This is a genomic window from Yersinia aldovae 670-83 (assembly GCF_000834395.1).
Taxonomy (GTDB): domain Bacteria; phylum Pseudomonadota; class Gammaproteobacteria; order Enterobacterales; family Enterobacteriaceae; genus Yersinia; species Yersinia aldovae.
The window spans coordinates 2,034,115-2,053,820 of sequence record NZ_CP009781.1 but is presented as its reverse complement, the minus strand read 5'-3'; the positions used below and the strand labels follow the sequence as shown (position 1 = coordinate 2,053,820).

The window sequence follows — 19,706 nt, the reverse complement described above, 5'->3', positions numbered from 1 at the left end:
TTTTTTTCGATAGTGGGATATTGTGGCCTCTCTTGTTGTTGCAGTAATAAATAGCTGAAGCTGGTAATAATTATGATAACTAACAACAAACTGGCTGACAGACGTCTGCTGTTAAAAATGCGTTGTAGGGAATGGGTTGCACCTGGTATAGGCACCACAGCGTGATTATTCTGAGCTAGTATTGTCACTTGTGTTGCCGCAGTATGTTCATTTTTAGGTGAATTAGCCGCCAGCTCTGCTGCTTCCACTATTTGTCGTGGAGCGGTGGAGGAAAATAGTGCCTGATCGCCGGTCATTGGTTCTGTGGGAGACTCAAGTTCTGCTTCGGCGCTTTTTTCAATAAGTTCGCAAAAGGAGGTGTCCAATAGATAACCCATTTTAGGGATAGTTTGAATAATACGCTGTTGCTTATTTTTGTCGCCCAGTGCCATACGTAAAGTGTGAATAGCATTCGGCAGACTGTTATTGCCAATAACCCGGCGTTTCCATACTAAAGTGGTTAATTGTTCGCGGGATAAAATCTGACCGGCATGTTCCAGCAGCACAGAGATCAGTTTTAATTGGTATTCACCCAAGCGTTTCTGTTCTTGTGTCACTTGGTGAGTGATAAAACCTGAAGTCAAGTCAATTGACCAGTGATTAATGATATAAGTGACGTTTTTCATATTATTCTTTGCACCATCCCAGGGTAAATAGTTGTGGAAATGCTCATCATTATCGGGGGCTAAATGTGTTTTCATTTTGTGAAAAGTAAAGAATAAATCATGGTGGCTTAAAGTGTCTTTAATAAACTGGAGAAGTTGTTGGTTCTATCGGTGATATTGATCATGTGGAAATATTTTAGCGGGTATCTCTCTGCCAATCTCTGCTGCTGAGAGGGCCATTTTTGGTTGTTTTAAAATATTTTTTATTATCAATTTGTTAAGTATTGGCACACATCTTGCCAAATACTGTAGGTGATGACAGTACGGTTCTAATAACTGTATAAAGGACTATCAATGAACAGGAAGAAAGTAACATTTCCGTTGAAAATATGGTTGTTTCTATTGTTAGCCATATTAGCCACTATAACTTTGTTGGGGTGTAATACGTTCTGGGCGAAGTTAAACCGTGAGTTAGTAACGACTGGCAAGTCTTTTGTTCGAGGCGAAAAAACGGTTCAGTTTGTCGAAATTAAGAACATGATCATTACGCTGGACGATAATAAATCGGAGCGTTATTTACAGTTGGAATTAGGGATTGCCACTGGTGATGATGATGATGTTAAGAGAGTGATCGCGATGGTGCCGGTTATTCGTGCAGCGACGGTGAATTTGCTTTCCAATCGCGATTATCAGACAGTTCGTCAAATATCTATTACTGATTTGCGCCGCCAGCTAATGGACGAATATAGAAAAGAATTTGAATATTTAAATTCAGAAATGCCATTTGACGGTGTAGTAATCAGCCGAATGGTGTTCCAGTAATCACTGGAGATAGCCGGGAGTCACCTTAATCCTTTTTTGCTAATCAAGAGGATGTGGTGAAAAATGTCAGAGAGCTATTTTCACCGTCCAGTCTGATCTGCCCTTGAACTTTACAGATTGAGCGGTAGTTTTTGTGCGACTAAAATATCAGCATGGTGTGATAGTGACCGTATTACCTTGTGTTGTGATCGTAACCCATTGACTAGTATGGAGATAGGTCACCCCTTTTAGTATATAACTGATTGAATATTAATCGGTAAATTAAGCATGGCACGACTTGCTTCGCCATAAATTGATTCATGCACAAAGTACATAATTAACTCATTATATTTCAACTGTTATCCCATGATGATCCGTTTTGTAACATTGATATGTGCTACTAAAAAGGGTAAAAACACCGGTGACAAATCTTCAAACTGAATGAAATTGATAAAAATCTGATGGCTGCCAGATTTAACAATTCATATTAGTGCTGCTGTTAAATTAATTATAAATTGCCATGTCAGATTTATATTTACGAATTTTTCTCATTTCATTTTTTATGAAAGTGAAATTTTTGTTTCTAGTTAAGTAACTAAAAAAACTAATAATTAATTAAATTAATTATGGCGAGCCACTCTATTGAGCCTAATGATATTCAATTGTATTAACCCGCGTCATATTGCTACCTGACAGGTTTTTAAATTTCTGGCAAATGAAATAGTTGCTGAAACGGTTTTAGTTCACAGATATTTCCCCTGTCTGCACTCAATCAATTTCCATTGATAAAGATCAACTTAATTAAAAACTCAAAGTTACAAACTATTAACAGAAACCATTCTTTTTATAGGGATATACCCGTTGTTAATCTCGGGTATGTGAACAATAGAATAATAATGACAGGGGAAAAAAACATGCTTTCCCAGCATGGCGTTAACCGTCGTGATTTTATGAAGCTCTGTGCCGCATTGGCGGCCACCATGGGTCTTAGCAGCAAAGCGGTTGCTGAAATTGCCAACACAGTCAGTTCACCCCAGCGCCCGCCGGTTATCTGGATTGGCGCTCAGGAGTGTACTGGTTGTACTGAATCACTGTTACGTTCAACTCACCCGACCATTGAGAACCTGCTGTTGAGTGTTATCTCAATGGAGTATCACGAAGTGCTCTCTGCTGCCTTTGGTGAGCAAGCGGAGGAGAATAAACACCGGGCTATTGAGCAGTACAAAGGAAAATATGTGCTGGTGGTGGATGGGTCGATTCCACTGAAAGACGGTGGAATTTACTGCATGGTGGCGGGTAAACCGATTGTCGAGCATATCCGTGAAGCTGCAGAACATGCGGCGGCCATTATTGCTATTGGTTCCTGTTCCGCCTGGGGCGGTGTGCCAGCGACCGGTGGCAACCCGACTGGTGCGGTGAGTTTGCAAGCAGCACTACCGGGCAAAACCGTGATAAATATCCCCGGCTGTCCACCCAATCCACATAATTTCCTGGCAACAGTGGCCCATATCATTACCTTCGGGCGGCCACCGGCATTGGACAGCAAAAACCGTCCGACCTTTGCTTATGGCCGCTTGATCCATGAAAACTGCGAGCGCCGACCCCACTTTGATGCTGGCCGTTTTGCCCGCCAGTTTGGCGATGAAGGTCATCGGCAGGGTTGGTGCCTTTATCATCTCGGCTGCAAAGGGCCGGAGACCTACGGCAACTGCCCGACACTGGAGTTCTGCGATGTTGGCGGCGGGATTTGGCCGGTAGGGATTGGGCACCCTTGCTATGGCTGTAATGAAGAAGGGATTGGCTTCACCAAAGGCATCGCCCAACTGGCGAATGTCGAGAACCCGACACCGCGTGCTGAAAAACCCCTGATTCATAATCCAGAAGGCGGCGAGATTTCGACGACCGCGACGGCACTGCTGGGCGGCGTGGTGGGATTGGTCGCCGGTGTCAGCCTGATGACGGTACGTGAACTGGGGCGGCAACAGAAGCAGCGCCCTAAAGATGACGATCACTCATCGCGGGAGGAATAGCCGTGAACCGACGTCACTTTTTCAAATTAGCGTCCGGCGGCGTGCTGTTGGCGGGGCTTTCCCCCAGCAGCAAAGCTGAGGTACAGAATCGACCACCGATCCCCGGTGCGCTGGGCATGTTGTATGACTCGACATTATGTGTGGGCTGTCAGGCCTGTGTGAGCAAATGTCAGCAGGTTAATCACAACGAGATCTACGTCAGTGGTGAAGCCCTTTGGTCTGATAATGACAAACTCAGCCCCTATACCAACAATATCATTCAGGTCTGGACTAGCGGTGCGGGTATTCATAAAGATCAATTAGAAGACGGCTACGCTTATATCAAAAAGCAATGTATGCACTGCGTTGATCCTAATTGTGTTTCCGTCTGCCCGGTTAGTGCGCTGCGCAAAGATGCTAAAACCGGCATTGTTCACTATGACCCGGATGTCTGCACCGGTTGCCGCTACTGCATGGTCGGCTGCCCGTTCAATGTGCCGAAATACGATTATCACAACCCGTTTGGCAAGATTCATAAATGTGAATTGTGCAACCAGAAGGGCGTCGAGCGGCTTGATAAAGGCGGTTTGCCCGGCTGTGTCGAGGTCTGCCCGACTGGAGCGGTGATATTCGGCACCCGCGAAGAATTGCTGTCAGAAGCACAACGGCGGCTGACGTTGAAACCGGGCGAGAATTATCGCTTCCCGCGCCAAACACTCAGCGCCAACGACACCTACGAGCATCCGGTCGCTCATTATGATCAGCATATTTATGGCGAGAAAGAGGGCGGCGGCACTCAGGTATTGGTGCTGGCTGGCATTCCGACCGAGAAACTCGATTTACCCCCTCTGGCAGAACTGGCGACCGGCGCGCGCTCTGAGCATGTCCAGCACACCTTGTACAAAGGCATGATCCTACCGCTGGCGGTCTTGGCGGGGGTCACCGCGTTGGTGCATCGCAATACCCGTGATGAGCGCAAAGACAGCGATTCTGACAAGCACGATAAAAAGGACGGCCATGATGACGATGCATAAATCCAGCCCACTGGGTGGGCGGCTGGTCAGTTGGCCGGTGATGCTGTTAGCGCCTTTTGTGGTGCTGTGCGCGCTGTTGATTGTCAAACGTTTGGTGCTGGGCTTGGGGTCGGTCAGTGACTTGAATGGCGGCTTCCCGTGGGGGATCTGGATTGCTTTCGACTTGCTGGTCGGCACCGGTTTGGCGTGCGGCGGCTGCGCATTGGCCTGGGCGGTTTACGTGTTCAACCGAGGCGAATATCACCCGCTGGTGCGCCCGGCGCTGCTCGCCAGTTTGTTTGGTTACGCGCTCGGTGGGCTATCCATCACCATTGACGTGGGCCGTTACTGGAACTTGCCTTACTTCTTTATTCCCGGCCATTTCAACGTCAATTCGGTGCTATTCGAAACCGCCGTCTGTATGACCATTTATATCGGCGTGATGGCAGTGGAGTTTGCTCCGGCGCTGTTTGAACGCTTGGGCTGGAAAGTTTCGCTCAAGCGGCTGAACAAAGTGATGTTTTTTGTTATCGCGCTCGGTGCGCTGTTGCCGACCATGCACCAGTCTTCAATGGGATCATTAATGATCGCCGCCGGTGCCAAGATCCATCCGTTATGGCAAAGCTACGAGATGTTGCCGCTGTTCTCCCTACTGACCGCCGCCATTTTGGGCTTCTCGATTGTTATTTTCGAAGGCTCGCTGGTACAGGCCGGATTACGGGGGCGGGGAGCCAATGAAGCGCCATTATTCACACGATTAACCACCATCATCGACATCTTTTTACTGCTGTTTATCGTGTTTCGCCTCGGTGAAGTTATGGTGCGCCATAAGACGGAATACCTGTGGCATTTTGACCGCTATGCCATCGCTTTCTGGGCTGAAATTGTCCTGATGGCCTTGCCGCTACTGATCTTCCGTATTCGGCGGGCCAGAGAAGATAGCCGCTTACTGTTTATCGGGGCGCTTTGCATGATAAGTGGTGGGGCGCTGTGGCGGCTCAATTACTCACTCTTAGCCTTCAACCCCGGCGGCGGCTACAACTACTTCCCTACCACCAGTGAAATCCTGATCTCCATCGGCTTCGTTGCCATTGAGGTCTGTGCCTACATTTTATTGATTCGACTGTTGCCGGTGCTTCCTGCTCACGGACAGTTACATAAGAATAATCAGACAGAGGTAAAGCATGAGCCAACGCATCACCATTGATCCCGTCACCCGTATTGAGGGGCACCTGCGGATCGACTGCGAAATTGAGGACGGCAAAGTCATTAAAGCCTGGTCCTCCGGCACCATGTGGCGTGGCATGGAAGAAATTTTACAAGGTAACGATCCGCGCGATGCCTGGATGATTGTGCAGCGCATTTGCGGCGTCTGTACCACCATTCATGCCATTGCTTCAGTGCGGGCAGTGGAAAATGCATTAGGGATGGAAGTGCCGGTTAATGCGCAGCATATCCGTAACTTGATTCTGGCTGCGCACAGTATTCATGACCATATCGTCCATTTCTATCAACTCTCGGCGCTCGATTGGGTGGATATCACCTCGGCGCTGCAAGCCTCGCCACAAAAAGCGGCGGCGATGCTGAGTGGGTTGTCCAGTTGGCCGTTGAACAGTGCTGAAGAGTTCACCCGGGTACAGCAGAAAATCAAAGATTTGGTCGCCAGCGGGCAGTTAGGCATTTTCGCCAACGGCTATTGGGGCCATCCGGCGATGGCATTGCCGCCAGAGGTCAATTTGATTGCAGTAGCGCATTACCTGCAAGCGCTGGAATGCCAGCGTGATGCCAACCGTATAGTGGCGGTGCTCGGCGGTAAAACACCGCATATTCAGAATCTGGCGGTGGGCGGGGTTGCCAACCCAATCAATCTGGATATGCCAAGTGTGCTCAATCTGGAACGCCTGATGTTGGTGAAATCCTTTATTGACCGGCTGGGCAGCTTTATTGAGCAGGTTTATAAGGTCGATACCGCGGTGATCGCTGCTCACTATCCGAACTGGCTCAATCTGGGCAAAGGGGCGGATGACTACCTTAGCGTGCCGGAGCTGCCAACCGATCGTAAAGGGGAAACCTTCCTGCTGCCGGGCGGTTATCTGGCAAAGGGGGCTTTCCGCCCGATAGCCAATCACAACGATCCGTATTTGATAGAAGGTATCGCCGAGAGCGGCAAACACGCTTGGTATCAGGACGACGAACCGCTGGCCCCGTGGGAGGGGAAAACCAACCCGAATTACACCGGCTGGCAGGAAGACGGCAAATATTCGTGGGTAAAAGCGCCCACTTTCTATGGCAAAACCGTGGAAGTGGGGCCGCTGGCGTGGCTGATGTGCGGGCTGGCCGCCGGACATGCACCGACTAAACAGCATTTCACTGACATCGGTGCGGCTTACCAAAAACTGAGCGGGCAGGCCATTACCGCCGAACAGTTGCCCTCGACTCTGGGGCGCATTATTGGCCGTGCGGTGCATTGCTGTGTGCTGCATGAAACCCTAGCCCAGCAATGGACCGCGCTGGTCACCAATATTGGTACTGGTGATGTCGAAACCTTTATCAAGCCGGATATTCCGTTAACCGGCGAAATTCGCGGTGTGGGCTTTGAAGAAGCGCCACGCGGCATGTTGTCGCACTGGGTGGTTATCAAGGATGGCAAAATCGCCAACTATCAGGCGGTGGTGCCATCAACCTGGAACGCTGGCCCACGCAATTATAACGATGAGCCGGGGCCATACGAGCAAGCGCTGGTGGGGACACCGGTTGCAGATCCGGCCAAACCGCTCGAAGTGGTGCGAACCATTCACTCATTCGACCCGTGTATGTCCTGTGCTGTACATATTGTTGATACAACGGGCAACGAAGTGACCAAAGTCAAGGTGCTGTGATGGGGATTTTGGTATTAGGTATAGGTAATTTATTACTCAGCGATGAAGCTGTCGGTGTGCGAATTGTTGAAGCGCTGGAGCAGCGCTTTCACATCCCACCGGAGCTTGACGTACTGGATGGTGGCACGGCTGGGCTGGAACTGATGGAAGCGATGGCGAATCGCGAACATTTGATTGTGGCTGATGCGGTGCTCACCGGGCAACCACCGGGTAGTGTTGCGGTACTGCGCGATAAAGAGATCCCGGCGATGTTTAGCCGCAAAGTGTCACCGCATCAGTTGGGGTTATGTGATGTGCTGATGGCGCTGCAATTGACTGATGAGTTCCCGCGCCAGCTCACTCTGGTGGGGGTGGTGCCCGAATCACTGGCACCGAATATCGGCCTGACGCCGACAGTCACGCGGGCCATAGAGCCAGCGCTGGAACAGATTCTGGCGGCATTACAGGCCAGTGGAGTCACACTCAAGGCACGAGAAGAAAGTCATGTCTGATGTTATTGCCGGTCATGAGCAAAACCCAGCGGCATTGCTGGAACAGGTTTTCGGCCAGGTGGCTGCCGATGAAATGCGCGGCTTGCCCTTTTACCGTGACCACATTGCGCTGCGCGCCTGCGGATTTCAGTTATTTGAGCAGCAATGGATTGGCGCGTTATTGACCCCGTGGATGCTGAGTTTAGTGGTATTACCAGGGCCGCAGCAGAGCTGGCAACGTCGTGCGGTGGGGGAGCGCCTGATGTTGGCACTTCCTTGCGGTAGCATTGGTTTTATTGTCAGCGAAATCACCGGTTGCGGCCAGTATTTGAGCCGCTCATTGATGTCACCGCTGGACACCTCGCTCAGTGCTGAGCAGGCGTTACAACTGGCGGAGCAAAGTGCGCGTATGGCGCTCTCACTGCCGGTAGTGGATGCCGATGCTCCCGCCAACCCACGGCGGCGGGCGTTGTTTAACAAAGTTAGCCAAATCAAGAATCAACATGCATGAAATCAGTTTGTGTCTCAGCACACTGGAGCTGATTGAAAAACAGGCGCGGCTTAACGGTGCCAAAAGAATAACCGCGGTCTGGCTGGAAATTGGCGCGCTCTCCTGTATTGAAGAGAGTGCCTTACGCTTCAGTTTTGAGGCCGCCAGCCGCAAAACACTGGCAGAAAATTGCCAATTGCATCTCAGCACCTTGCCCGCAGTGGCCTGGTGTTGGGAGTGCAGTAACAGTGTTGCCATTGAACGGCATGATGCCGGGTGCCCGCATTGCGGCAGCCATGCTCTGCAAGTAGAGAGTGGCAGCAATTTGCAGGTGAAACAGATAGAAGTGGAATAATTCTGAAGGAGTGAATTCCTATGTGTACGACTTGTGGTTGCGCCAGCGGCGAGAGAACGATCGAGGGCGACGACAATCATCAACATGATGATCACCACCACGACCACCATGACGATCACCATCATCATCATCACGATGACGGCCACCACCATGATCATCACGAAAGTGATGCCCCGGCGCAAAAGATTCAGCATAAACATAAACACAAATATGTTGCCAAGGGGATGCAGCCGGTGATTGTTCACCACCACTACTATTACCATCAGGGTGATGTTCACCATCACTATCATGGCAAAGCGCCAGAACCGATAGCGATAACTGAACCCGAGGACACAGACGCCCCCGCCGCTGAGCCTTTCACCCCGCAAGTTCATGCTGACAAGCTGGGGCTGCATTATGGTCAGGGTGAAGCCGGTAGCCATGCGCCGGGCATGGGGCAGCGCCGTTTGTTGCAAATCGAGCAAGATGTGCTGAGCAAAAATAATCAGTTAGCCAGCCATAACCGTGAGCATTTTGTCGAGCAACATATTCTGGCGCTGAATTTTGTTTCCAGCCCCGGTTCCGGCAAAACTACGCTGTTGACCACCACTTTGCAGTTGCTGGCTGGGCAAGTGCCTTGCGCGGTGATTGAAGGTGATCAGCAAACGACCCATGATGCCGAACGCATTCGCGCCACCGGTGTCCCGGCGATTCAGGTCAATACCGGCAAAGGCTGCCATCTGGATGCGCAGATGGTGCATGATGCCGCGCACCGCTTGAATCTCAGCAATGACAGCCTGTTGTTTATTGAGAACGTGGGTAATTTGGTGTGTCCGGCCAGCTTTGACCTTGGCGAACGGCATAAAGTGGCGGTGCTTTCGGTAACAGAAGGCGAAGATAAACCGCTGAAATATCCCCATATGTTTGCCGCTTCCACACTGATGATTATCAATAAAATCGACCTGTTGCCCTATCTGGATTTTGATATTGAGCAGTGTATTAATTATGCCCGTCAGGTGAATCCTGAAATTCAGGTGATTGCGCTGTCAGCCAGTAGTGGCGAGGGAATGGAGTTGTGGCTTGAATGGCTGGAGGCACAGCGATGTGCTTAGGCGTACCTGGCAAAATAGTTGCGGTGGGGGAAGATATTCATCAACTGGCATGGGTGGAAGTGAGTGGCGTCAAACGTGAAATCAATATCGCGTTGGTGTGCGACGAGTCACCGTCTGACCTGCTCGGCCAATGGGTATTGGTGCATGTCGGGTTTGCTATGAGCTTGCTTGATGAAGACGAAGCCCGGCAAACACTGGCGGCATTAGCCCATATGCAAGCCGTTGGGCTGGATCTGGATGATGTCGCCAGCGAGGCTAATGATGCGCTACGTTGATGAATTCCGCGATCCAGCACTGGTCAGTGCATTATTACAGCGGATCGAAACCTTACTGCCACAACTTGCCGATCAACAACGCTTGCCGCTGCAAATTATGGAAGTGTGTGGCGGCCACACGCACGCGATCTTCAAATTTGGTCTGGATCAACTGCTGCCAGAGGGTTTGGAATTTGTTCACGGGCCGGGTTGCCCGGTGTGTGTATTGCCGATGGGCCGTATCGACAGTTGTTTGGAAATTGCCGCTCACCCACAGGTGATTTTCTGCACTTACGGCGACGCCATGCGGGTGCCAGGGCGTAATGGCTCAATGCTGGATGCCAAGCGGCGCGGGGCAGATATTCGTGTGGTTTACTCGCCGCTGGATGCCCTGACATTGGCACAGCGCCATCCTGATCGCGAAGTGGTATTTTTCGGCCTCGGTTTTGAAACCACCATGCCTGCTACCGCCTTAACACTGCAACAAGCCAAACGGCTGGGGCTGACCAACTTCACCGTGTTCTGCCAGCACATCACTATCATTCCTACCTTGCGCAGCCTGCTACAACAACCCGATGTGCGCATTGACGGTTTCCTCGCACCCGGCCATGTCAGCATGGTGATTGGTACTACGCCATACGACTTTATATGCAGCCAATTCAATAAACCGCTGGTGGTCACCGGCTTTGAGCCGCTGGATATTTTGCAAGGGCTGGTGATGCTGCTGGAGCAGATGGTCAGTGGGCGTTGTGCGGTGGAAAATCAATATCGGCGCATTGTGCCCGACAGCGGCAACCTGCTAGCGCAACAGGCGCTGACCGAGGTATTTGCCACCAAAGAGCGCAGCGAGTGGCGTGGCTTGGGCGAAATCGCTGATTCCGGTGTACAGCTTAGCCCGGCTTATCAGGCGTTTGATGCTGAACGGCGCTTCACCCCGCAGCAGCAGCAAGTGGCCGATGATCCGCGATCCCGCTGCGGCGATGTATTGACCGGGCGTTGCAAACCGGATCAATGCCCGCTGTTTGGTGGCGAATGCACGCCAGATAATGCATTTGGGGCGCTGATGGTTTCCTCCGAAGGGGCTTGCGCCGCCTATCATCAATACCGATAGCCCTTCGTACTTGAAGCCGCAGGGGTGTTAGCGGCGCTCACTTACCCGAATCACTTACTTGTGTAAGCTCATCGGGATGCGTTCGCTTGCTGCCTACCTGCAACTCCAATTACTTTAGGTATTATTTTCAATGGGTCACAACTAAATGAATAAACAAGAGATTACCCTGGCACACGGTAGTGGCGGGCGGGCAATGCAGAGCTTGATAGAATCTCTGTTTTTGGCGGCGTTTTCTAACCCGGCTCTGAATGAGCGGGAAGATCAGGCGCGTATTGCGCTGGCGGATCTGGTTGCACAGGGGGATCGACTGGCGGTATCGACCGACAGCTATGTGATTGATCCTATTTTCTTTCCCGGCGGCGATATCGGCAAACTGGCGGTGTGCGGCACGGCCAATGATGTGGCGGTGAGTGGCGCGACTCCGCGCTATCTTTCCTGTGGTTTTATTTTGGAAGAAGGGCTACCGATGGCTTCTCTTGAGCGCATTGTGCATTCAATGGCGGCCACCGCACAGCAAGCGGGCATTCAGATAGTCACCGGCGACACCAAAGTGGTTCAGCGCGGCGCGGCTGATAAGATCTTTATCAATACCACCGGCATCGGCGTGATCCCAGCAGATATCCACTGGGGAACCGCGATGATCCGCGCGGGCGATCGGATCGTGGTCAGTGGCACCTTGGGCGATCATGGCGCAACTATCCTAAATCTACGCGAAGGTTTGGGGCTGGAGGCGGAACTGACCAGTGATTGCGCGCTGCTGGCACCGTTGATTGCGCCACTACGCCATATTAGCGGTGTGCGGGCGCTGCGTGATGCTACTCGTGGTGGCGTCACGGCGATTCTGCACGAATTTGCCGCCGCCAGCGGCTGTGGTATGGAAATCAACGAAGCGGATTTACCCTTAAAACCGGCGGTACGCGGCATTTGTGAATTACTCGGGCTGGATGCGCTCAACTTTGCCAATGAGGGCAAGCTGGTGCTGGTGGTCTCACCTGAGGCGCAAGATGCTGTTTTAGCTGAATTACAACGCCACCCACTCGGCCGTGCTGCCGCCGTTATCGGGCAGGTGACCGAGAATAAACAGGTGCGGTTATGTGGCGCATTTGGCGTTTCACGTAAACTGGATTTGCCGTTGGATGAGCCATTGCCCCGTATATGCTAATCCCATTTGTCCTTGAAGCCGCAGGGGTGTTAGCTGCGTTCGCGCACCCGAATCACTGACTTGTGTCAGCTCATCGGGATTTGCTTACTTGCTGCCTACCTGCAACTCCAATGGCTTTTGGGATCCCATTTGTTCTTGAAGTCGCAGGTGATTAAAAAAGTTGATAGGCGGGGAAATGTGGCGGATGGGTCGTAGCGACGTAAGTCGCCGGAGCGCCCATCGGTGCAGTCGCCCCGCGATCTCCAAGCTATAAAATAGGTTGCTGGCAGCCTTGCGAAGGAGTTTTTGTGGATAAAAACGGTCTCAGTCTGCGGATAAAAGGTAAGGTGCAAGGGGTGGGTTTTCGCCCCTATATCTGGCAACTTGCCCACCGTTTTGGCCTGCAAGGGGATGTTAGTAACGACAGTGCGGGGGTGACGGTTCACCTATGGCAAGCCCCAGCGGTGGCAGATTTCTTGCAACTGTTGCCACAAGATTGCCCACCATTGGCGCACATTGATAGCATTGATACCACACCATACCATTGGGTACGGCCGCCGCTGGATTTCGTGATTCAGCACAGCGGGGCCGGGCAGATGGACACCCAAATTGTGCCGGATGCCGCGACCTGTGATGCTTGCCTGAGTGAAATGAATAACCCTGCTAACCGTCGCTACCATTATCCTTTTATCAACTGCACCCATTGCGGCCCACGTTTTACTATTATCCACCAAATGCCGTATGACCGGCCCTATACTGCCATGAGCAAGTTCCCGTTGTGTGCGGCTTGTCAGGCCGAATATGACCACCCCGCAGACCGTCGTTTTCATGCCCAGCCCAATGCCTGCGCGGATTGTGGCCCGCAACTGTGGCTAACGGGAGCGGATGGGCAGGCTTTAGCGCAGGGCTTCTCCGCATTAGAGCAAGCCGCTGCTGCACTGTTGGCGGGCGAAATTGTGGCCGTCAAAGGGCTGGGTGGTTTTCATCTGGCGGTGGATGCCACCAATGCTATCGCCGTGGCCCGCTTGCGTGAACGCAAACATCGCCCCACCAAGCCGCTGGCGGTAATGTTACCAGATGCCGATTGGCTGCAAAGCTGTGTACAAGGTGCTGATCATGCTGCGTTGCTCGGTTTGCTACGCAGCCCGGCCGCCCCGATAGTTCTGGTGGCGAAACAGCCGGAAAGCCCACTTTGTGCGGCGGTTGCGCCCGAGTTACCCGAAATTGGCGTGATGCTGCCGGCTAACCCACTGCAACATTTGCTGCTGCAACAGGTGGCGCGCCCGTTGGTGATGACCTCCGGTAATGGTAGAGGTAAGCCGCCCGCTCTGAGTAATCAACAGGCCCTGAGTGCCTTGAGTGAAATTGCCGATTACTGGCTGCTGCACGACAGGGAAATCGTGCAACGCGCAGACGACTCATTGGTGCGCCTGACGCCGCGCGGGGCTGAAATGCTGCGCCGCGCCCGAGGTTATGTACCAGACGCTTTCGAGTTGCCGCCAGGGTTTAGCCAGCAACCCGCTATTTTGGCGCTGGGGGCCGATATGAAAAATACCTTTTGCTTGCTGCGAGACAGCAATGCGGTACTAAGTCAGCATTTGGGTGATCTGGACGATCGCGATATTGCGCAGCAACAGCAGCAGTTACTCGCGCTGTTTTGCGATATTTATCATTTTACCCCGCAGGCGGTGGTGGTAGATGCGCATCCCGCTTATGTCAGTCACCAATTTGGCCGAGAATGGGCGGCGCAACACAACATTCCCTGCGTGGAAGTGCTGCATCATCATGCTCATTTGGCGGCTTGCCTGGCAGAGCATGGTTGGCCGCGTCAAGCTGGAGCGGTGATAGGCCTGGCGCTGGACGGGCTGGGCTATGGCGCGAATGGGCAACTGTGGGGCGGCGAATGCCTACGAGTGGATTATGTGAATTGTGAATACGTTGGCGGTTTGCCTGCGGTGGCTTTACCCGGTGGGGATTTGGCCTCGCGCCAGCCGTGGCGTAATTTACTGGCGCAGTTTCAGCGTTTTGTCCCGAATTGGCAAAACGTGCCCGAGGCAGCAGCGATCCCCCAACCGCAGGGTGAGGTACTGGCGCGGGCGATTGCGCGCGGTATTAATGCGCCATTAGCTTCATCGGCGGGGCGGTTATTTGATGCGGTAGCGGCGGCGCTAAATATTATACCGCAGGCCATCAGCTGGGAGGGAGAAGCTGCTTGCCTGTTGGAGGCACTGGCATGGCAAAGTTCCAGAACAGTTCCACCCGTCACTATGCCACTGCGCGATAATCAATTGGACTTGGCCACCTTCTGGCAGCAATGGCTGGCTTTTGATGCTGCACCGGCTGAACGGGCTTATGCCTTTCATTTTGCTCTGGCACAGGGGTTTGCGACTTTGGCGCGGCAGGCAGCACAGCGCTTTGGTATTGAAACTATTGCATTTTCTGGCGGCGTGCTGCATAACCGATTGCTACGTGAATTACTTAGCGAACAATTGCACGACTTCCAGCTATTGATGCCCCAGCGCCTGCCTGCTGGTGATGGTGGCTTGGCACTGGGGCAGGCACTGATAGCGGCTGCGTCAAAATGCGATAAGTGCTGATTATGCCTAAGGGTGTTTGATTACTGCTAATTGTGTTAATAATAAAGCTCGTTGACTCGGGGTGCCTGGCGCTAAATAACGCAATGGCTGAGATCTTACCCGTATTACCTGATCTGGATTATACCAGCGGAGGGAAGTCGCGGTATCCTTGTTGAGTTCATAAGCAACGGTACCCCTTCTTGTTCGCTGGTGGGGATATCATGAACACCACTCACTCTGACATTTCAATCACACCGTTCCCTGATGCACTGGCCGAAGCCGGTTTACAGCAATTTTACCTCACGCCACCGTTGGTTCATTGCCTGACTAACGAGGTGGTGCAATCGTTTACCGCTAACGTATTGCTGGCATTGGGTGCTTTCCCGGCAATGGTGGTTGAGGCACAAGAGGCGGCACAATTCAGTGCTGCGGCTGATAGTTTACTGATCAATATTGGTACGTTGTATCGGGCACGGGCCGAATCCATGCTGGCGGCGATTACGGCTGCCAATCAATCAGCAACGCCGTGGGTGCTGGACCCCGTGGCGGTCGGTGGATTGAGCTATCGCACTGATTTTGCCCACCATTTACTCGTGCTGAAACCGGCAGCGATACGCGGTAATGCCTCGGAAATCATGGCTCTCAGCGGCCTGACGGCTATGGGGCGCGGGGTTGATAGCCTGGATGACTCACGGGCAGCACTGCCAGCGGCCCGCCAATTAGCACAGCAAACCAGGGCGATAGTCGCGGTTACCGGTGCGGTAGATTATATCACTGATGGCGAACGTGTTTTTGCGGTGAGTGGTGGCGATAAGTTAATGACACGGGTGGTCGGTACCGGTTGTGCACTTTCTGCCGTTGTGGCTGCATTTTGTGCGTTGGAGGGAGATCGCTTGCATCATGTTGCCACCGCCTGCTGGCTGATGTCACAGGTTGGTGGGCAGGTAGCGCAGCAGGTTGCCGGGCCGGGGAGCTTTATTCCCGCCTTTCTGGATGGTCTGTATAACCTTCGTTGTTGAAGCCGCAGCAAATATGTTTAATGGCTTCTGCCAGAGGCTATTACTCTTTCAATATTATATTCAGCAAATGTTTTTACATCGTTTACGCTTAAAATAGAGCACGTTTATTGCTCTATTTTGCGTTTAGGTATTCTCGGTGTTTTCTACATCCCCGTTTTTTATTATCTAATAAATAGGAAAATCTAATGGCTAGAGTGAGTAGTTATAAGATAGCGGCACTGTTCGCCGTCGGGATATTAGTTGCAGGATGTGCGTCAAATGTAACAACTAACGCGCAGTTTTCGGGTTTTCTGTCTGATTACAGTAAATTACAAGAAACGACGTCGGCCAGTGGTCAGCCGGTGCTCCGTTGGATTTCGCCTGATTTTAATGTCGCCAAATATACCGGGGTTTATTATAAACCGCTGGTTTATTTCCCCGGCCCGACACCGACACCCCGTGTAAGCCAGAAAACGCTAGATCAAATATTAGCTTACGCCAATAAACGACTTAAAGAAGCCGTTAGTGAACAATTACCGTTAGTCAGTTCACCTAAGAAGCGCAATATACTGATTGTCCGAGCCGCTATTACCGCCGTTTCTGCCGAAGATAAAGACCTGGAAGTTTATGAAATGGTCCCCATCGCCGCAGTTGTTGCTGGCACGATGGCTGCCACGGGTAATCGGACACAAAAGACGGCACTTTATTTAGAAGTTCAGGTTATCGATTCCAATACCGGTAAACCGGTGATTGTTGTCGTGCGCAAGGCTTACGGTAAGGATGTCAGTAACAGCGGTGAGCCGATTACGGCTGATGAAGTGAGAAGTACAATGGATACATTGGTTTACGATATTGTTAATTTCAAAGCAAAAAGCCAGCCAACGCCTTAAATATATGCCCCTCGTTCTGCTTCTTTTGCCAATGAGATGAGGGGCTGAACGGTATTTTATTTGTAGCGTTCGTTGAGCATAAGTGCTGATAAATCATCTAATTGCATCGGTTTTCTGAGAAAGTAGCCTTGTACTTCATCGCATTTTAAGTTTCGCAGATACCCGAGTTGTTCTGCTGTTTCAACACCTTCGGCGGTGACCGTCATGGTGAGTGCATGGCCGAGGTTGATAATACCTTCAACAATTGACTGACCTTCGTGTGATTCGGCCAGTTCATCGATAAAACTTTTATCAATCTTCAGTGCATCGAATGGGAAACGGCGCAGATAATTAAGGGAAGAGTAGCCAGTACCAAAATCATCCATTGCCAGACGTACACCAAGTGCTTTCAAAGCGGTCATGATTTTGAACGCGCCATCAGCATCTTCAATCATAATGCGTTCCGTTATTTCCAGTTCCAATCGATGGCTGGGTAAGCCGGTCAGTCGTAATACTTGACGCACCCTTTCTATCAGGTGTTGACTCCTAAATTCAACGGCAGAGATATTGACTGAAACAATCAGAGAAGGGTGCCATGTAATGGCATCTTTACATGCCTGCAACATGGTCCAATCACTTATTGAGGTGATAAGACCCGTCTCTTCCGCTAATGCGATAAATTGGTCTGGCATCAGTAGCCCGAGCACTGGATGATTCCAGCGTACCAGCGCTTCTGCTCCGGTCAGTTGTATGCCTTCTATGCGATAGCGCGGCTGATAATAAAGACTGAATTCACGGTTTTTTACGGCCTGACGCAAAAAACGCTCCAATTCACTGCGTTGCATCAGACGCTCGTTCATCTCACTGGAATAGAAGCTCCAGCAGTTACGGCCATTGCTCTTGGCTTCATACATGGCGATATCGGCGAAACGCAGTAGTTCCTCAGCCTGTATGGAGTCCTGAGGTGCCAGCGCAATGCCAATACTGGCACCAATATAGATGTCCTGAGCATCTACCACATAAGGCGCTTCGATGCGGGTAATCACTCTGGCGCACAACTGTTCTATTTCTTTCACTGATGAAAGACCTGTAATAATCAGAACAAATTCATCCCCACCGTGGCGAGCGACCATATCTTGGTCACGCAAACAGCTCCTTAAACGTTCGGACACCTGATGTAGCACGGTATCGCCAGTGACATGACCATAGGTATCATTGACTGGTTTAAATTTATCCAGATCAACATTTAGGACTACCAGCGGATGTTGCGCCACCGGCAGATTTCGCAGTTTGTTCTCAAGGAATTCTTTCATCCGAATTCGGTTGGGTAAACCGGTCAGCGCGTCATGCATTGAAAGATGCTGGATACGTTCCTGCGCTTCTATTTCGCTGGTGATATCCGATGCGGTGCCGCGATAGCCGATAGTTTCATCATTATTGATAATGGGTTTAGCGTAAATCCGGCAAATCCGTCTGTCGCCTTTGGCGGAAAAGTAAGTGCATTGCAGTTCATTGCGGGATTCCGCCAGATGCGTGTGCTGTAACCAGGATCGTAGCGGAATAATGTCACAATTTAACAGTGAGTCGAGATTGCGCCCCATCCAATGTTCGATACTTAGCCCGGTGATAATTAAAAAACGCTGTGACAGATAGGTGATACGCAGCTCGGTATCCGTCTCCCATAACCAGTCAGTGGCGGATTCTGCGACATGGCGAAAACGCTCTTCGCTGGCGGTCAGTGCCGTTTTATTGTCATCCGCGACCTGAGCCTCAGCGATAGCGCGGCGGATAACCAGCCAGCCGGTCAGCCCAAGAATCAAGGCGACCAGCGCTAATAAGGGTAACAGAAGATGGAGCAGTTGCGCGCCAGGCATGTTCTGATCCCAACCTAAACGCTGAATACGATTATCGCTGGAAGAAATCAGTATTGAGGCACCTGACGAGGTCTCGTTGTTATTTTGCTGGGCGTGCAGGTTATTGATGCCATAACCCTCGCCCAATGCCCCCAGCTCAGGTTGCGTCAGGATATCGACAAAGACCAGCACGGAATCGGTGCCAGCAACATTCTGTACCCGTGGATCGCCTCCAGTGGTTAATTTCGCTGCGGCAATTAAGGTTGGCTGGCCTGAAATCATAAGCGTTTGTGTGGCGATATATTGCATCGAGGTGCGCTGGCGTGCCGTGTCAATTAATGGCGTAATATCTTGGGTTAGCCAACTTCGCAGGTCAGTATGTACCAGTTGCCCGTTGATAACGGAATAACGGGTATTGCCCCGTCCATCAATAACGAAAACGCCTTCATAGCTAAAATCTTTATAAAGTGATGGCCCCAGGTTTTGGCTGACGTAGGCCCAGTCAGTATCGACGGTGACAGAGAGGTGCTGGTAAGCGTCGCCCCAAAAAGCATTATCTTTAATTCTGGCTTTTATCGCGTCCTGACGCATGTGCCAAGCTTTTTCGACTAAAAAGCGGCTTTGTGATAGTGCTTGTTCGTTTAATTGAGAAGCAATAAAGATAATGCCAATAGCGGCAATCATGATGGTAATCCCAATCAGCAAGGCCATAGCCTGCAACGTCCGTTTGGCAAAGAAAAGATTTTCCCTTCTCACGCGTGACGTTGTTTCTGGCTGGTTGGCGTCGGTCATCGTGAATTCCCTTAGCGCTTGCATAATTGGGCTGATACACCGGATAGACTTAGTCTCTGTTTAATCAGCAGTTAGTGAGACTCTGAGGCCATATAAACTACCATAGATCTGTTTAGTTATAATCTGAGCTTAGGCTAAATAACCGAGTAACTAGTTATTTCTATACGATAAGGATTGAAGGTGTGACCACCACGACGGCCAATTCTGTCTGAAATGTAAGTATAAATGATTACACTCAGTTTCGTATTTATGGCGAGTTTAAAAACTTATATCGATTGATTTCAATCATATCATCAGAGTTATGCGCTGAATTACCTGGCAGTGCCACCTTCTCTCTGGCTCTTGTGGTGATGGTCGCAG

General features: G+C 51.2%; 16 protein-coding genes, 1 pseudogene and 1 riboswitch. Of the genes and pseudogenes, 15 read left to right on the top strand and 2 right to left on the bottom strand.

The annotated features are described in order from the left end of the window. Positions 1-337: 337 nt before the first annotated feature. Positions 338-665: pseudogene (locus AT01_RS22585) on the bottom strand (winged helix-turn-helix domain-containing protein); the annotation flags it as partial. Between the two features lie 333 nt (positions 666-998). On the opposite strand from AT01_RS22585, the gene AT01_RS09375 reads away from it, so the two are divergent. From AT01_RS09375 to AT01_RS09305, 15 genes are all read left to right on the top strand, one after another. Next, on the top strand, positions 999-1,466 hold the full coding sequence (locus tag AT01_RS09375) for a flagellar basal body-associated FliL family protein (RefSeq protein WP_042546958.1): 468 nt from the start codon (positions 999-1,001) through the stop codon (positions 1,464-1,466). Positions 1,467-2,341: 875 nt separating this feature from the next. Beyond that, on the top strand, positions 2,342-3,475 hold the full coding sequence (gene hybO, locus AT01_RS09370; protein ID WP_071841507.1) for a hydrogenase 2 small subunit: 1,134 nt from the start codon (positions 2,342-2,344) through the stop codon (positions 3,473-3,475). 2 nt (positions 3,476-3,477) lie between these two features. Next, positions 3,478-4,488, top strand: coding sequence for a hydrogenase 2 operon protein HybA (gene hybA / locus AT01_RS09365; protein ID WP_042546956.1), 1,011 nt, complete (start codon positions 3,478-3,480; stop codon positions 4,486-4,488). Further along, positions 4,475-5,674 carry a Ni/Fe-hydrogenase cytochrome b subunit gene (gene hybB / locus AT01_RS09360; RefSeq protein WP_042546955.1) on the top strand — a complete coding sequence of 400 codons (1,200 nt, stop codon included), beginning with the start codon at positions 4,475-4,477 and terminating at the stop codon, positions 5,672-5,674. The genes hybA and hybB overlap by 14 nt, the downstream gene beginning before the upstream one ends. Then, entirely contained in the window at positions 5,652-7,346 is a 1,695-nt protein-coding gene (gene hybC / locus AT01_RS09355; RefSeq protein WP_042546954.1) for a hydrogenase 2 large subunit, read from the top strand. The genes hybB and hybC overlap by 23 nt, the downstream gene beginning before the upstream one ends. Then, the gene (locus tag AT01_RS09350) at positions 7,346-7,837 is read left to right on the top strand and encodes a HyaD/HybD family hydrogenase maturation endopeptidase (RefSeq protein ID WP_042546953.1); all 492 of its coding nucleotides are present in this window, start codon (positions 7,346-7,348) and stop codon (positions 7,835-7,837) included. Before hybC ends, AT01_RS09350 begins: the two co-directional genes overlap by 1 nt. After that, complete coding sequence (hybE, locus tag AT01_RS09345; RefSeq protein ID WP_042546952.1) at positions 7,830-8,327, top strand: hydrogenase-2 assembly chaperone; 498 nt, start codon at positions 7,830-7,832, stop codon at positions 8,325-8,327. The genes AT01_RS09350 and hybE overlap by 8 nt, the downstream gene beginning before the upstream one ends. Continuing rightward, a complete protein-coding gene (gene hypA, locus AT01_RS09340; protein ID WP_042546951.1) occupies positions 8,320-8,661 on the top strand; it encodes a hydrogenase maturation nickel metallochaperone HypA in 342 nt (113 codons plus the stop codon). The genes hybE and hypA overlap by 8 nt, the downstream gene beginning before the upstream one ends. Before the next feature lie 20 nt (positions 8,662-8,681). Beyond that, complete coding sequence (gene hypB, locus AT01_RS09335; protein ID WP_042546950.1) at positions 8,682-9,752, top strand: hydrogenase nickel incorporation protein HypB; 1,071 nt, start codon at positions 8,682-8,684, stop codon at positions 9,750-9,752. Then, on the top strand, positions 9,743-10,027 hold the full coding sequence (gene hybG, locus AT01_RS09330) for a hydrogenase maturation factor HybG (protein WP_042546949.1): 285 nt from the start codon (positions 9,743-9,745) through the stop codon (positions 10,025-10,027). Before hypB ends, hybG begins: the two co-directional genes overlap by 10 nt. After that, the gene (gene hypD / locus AT01_RS09325) at positions 10,014-11,117 is read left to right on the top strand and encodes a hydrogenase formation protein HypD (protein ID WP_042546948.1); all 1,104 of its coding nucleotides are present in this window, start codon (positions 10,014-10,016) and stop codon (positions 11,115-11,117) included. The genes hybG and hypD overlap by 14 nt, the downstream gene beginning before the upstream one ends. Positions 11,118-11,262: 145 nt before the next feature. Beyond that, positions 11,263-12,279, top strand: a complete 1,017-nt coding sequence (gene hypE / locus AT01_RS09320) for a hydrogenase expression/formation protein HypE (RefSeq protein WP_042546947.1) — start codon at positions 11,263-11,265, stop codon at positions 12,277-12,279. 287 nt (positions 12,280-12,566) lie between these two features. Beyond that, positions 12,567-14,855, top strand: a complete 2,289-nt coding sequence (gene hypF, locus AT01_RS09315) for a carbamoyltransferase HypF (RefSeq protein ID WP_042546946.1) — start codon at positions 12,567-12,569, stop codon at positions 14,853-14,855. Between the two features lie 47 nt (positions 14,856-14,902). Next, positions 14,903-15,007: riboswitch (TPP riboswitch) on the top strand. A gap of 75 nt (positions 15,008-15,082) precedes the next feature. Next, complete coding sequence (gene thiM / locus AT01_RS09310) at positions 15,083-15,853, top strand: hydroxyethylthiazole kinase (RefSeq protein ID WP_162484242.1); 771 nt, start codon at positions 15,083-15,085, stop codon at positions 15,851-15,853. Positions 15,854-16,038: 185 nt separating this feature from the next. Then, complete coding sequence (locus tag AT01_RS09305) at positions 16,039-16,722, top strand: DUF3313 domain-containing protein (RefSeq protein WP_042546944.1); 684 nt, start codon at positions 16,039-16,041, stop codon at positions 16,720-16,722. Between the two features lie 56 nt (positions 16,723-16,778). Here AT01_RS09305 and AT01_RS09300 read toward each other — a convergent pair whose 3' ends face one another. Continuing rightward, positions 16,779-19,346 (bottom strand): bifunctional diguanylate cyclase/phosphodiesterase, encoded by a 2,568-nt coding sequence (locus tag AT01_RS09300; RefSeq protein ID WP_042546943.1) that lies wholly within the window; start codon positions 19,344-19,346, stop codon positions 16,779-16,781. Between the last annotated feature and the right edge of the window lie 360 nt (positions 19,347-19,706).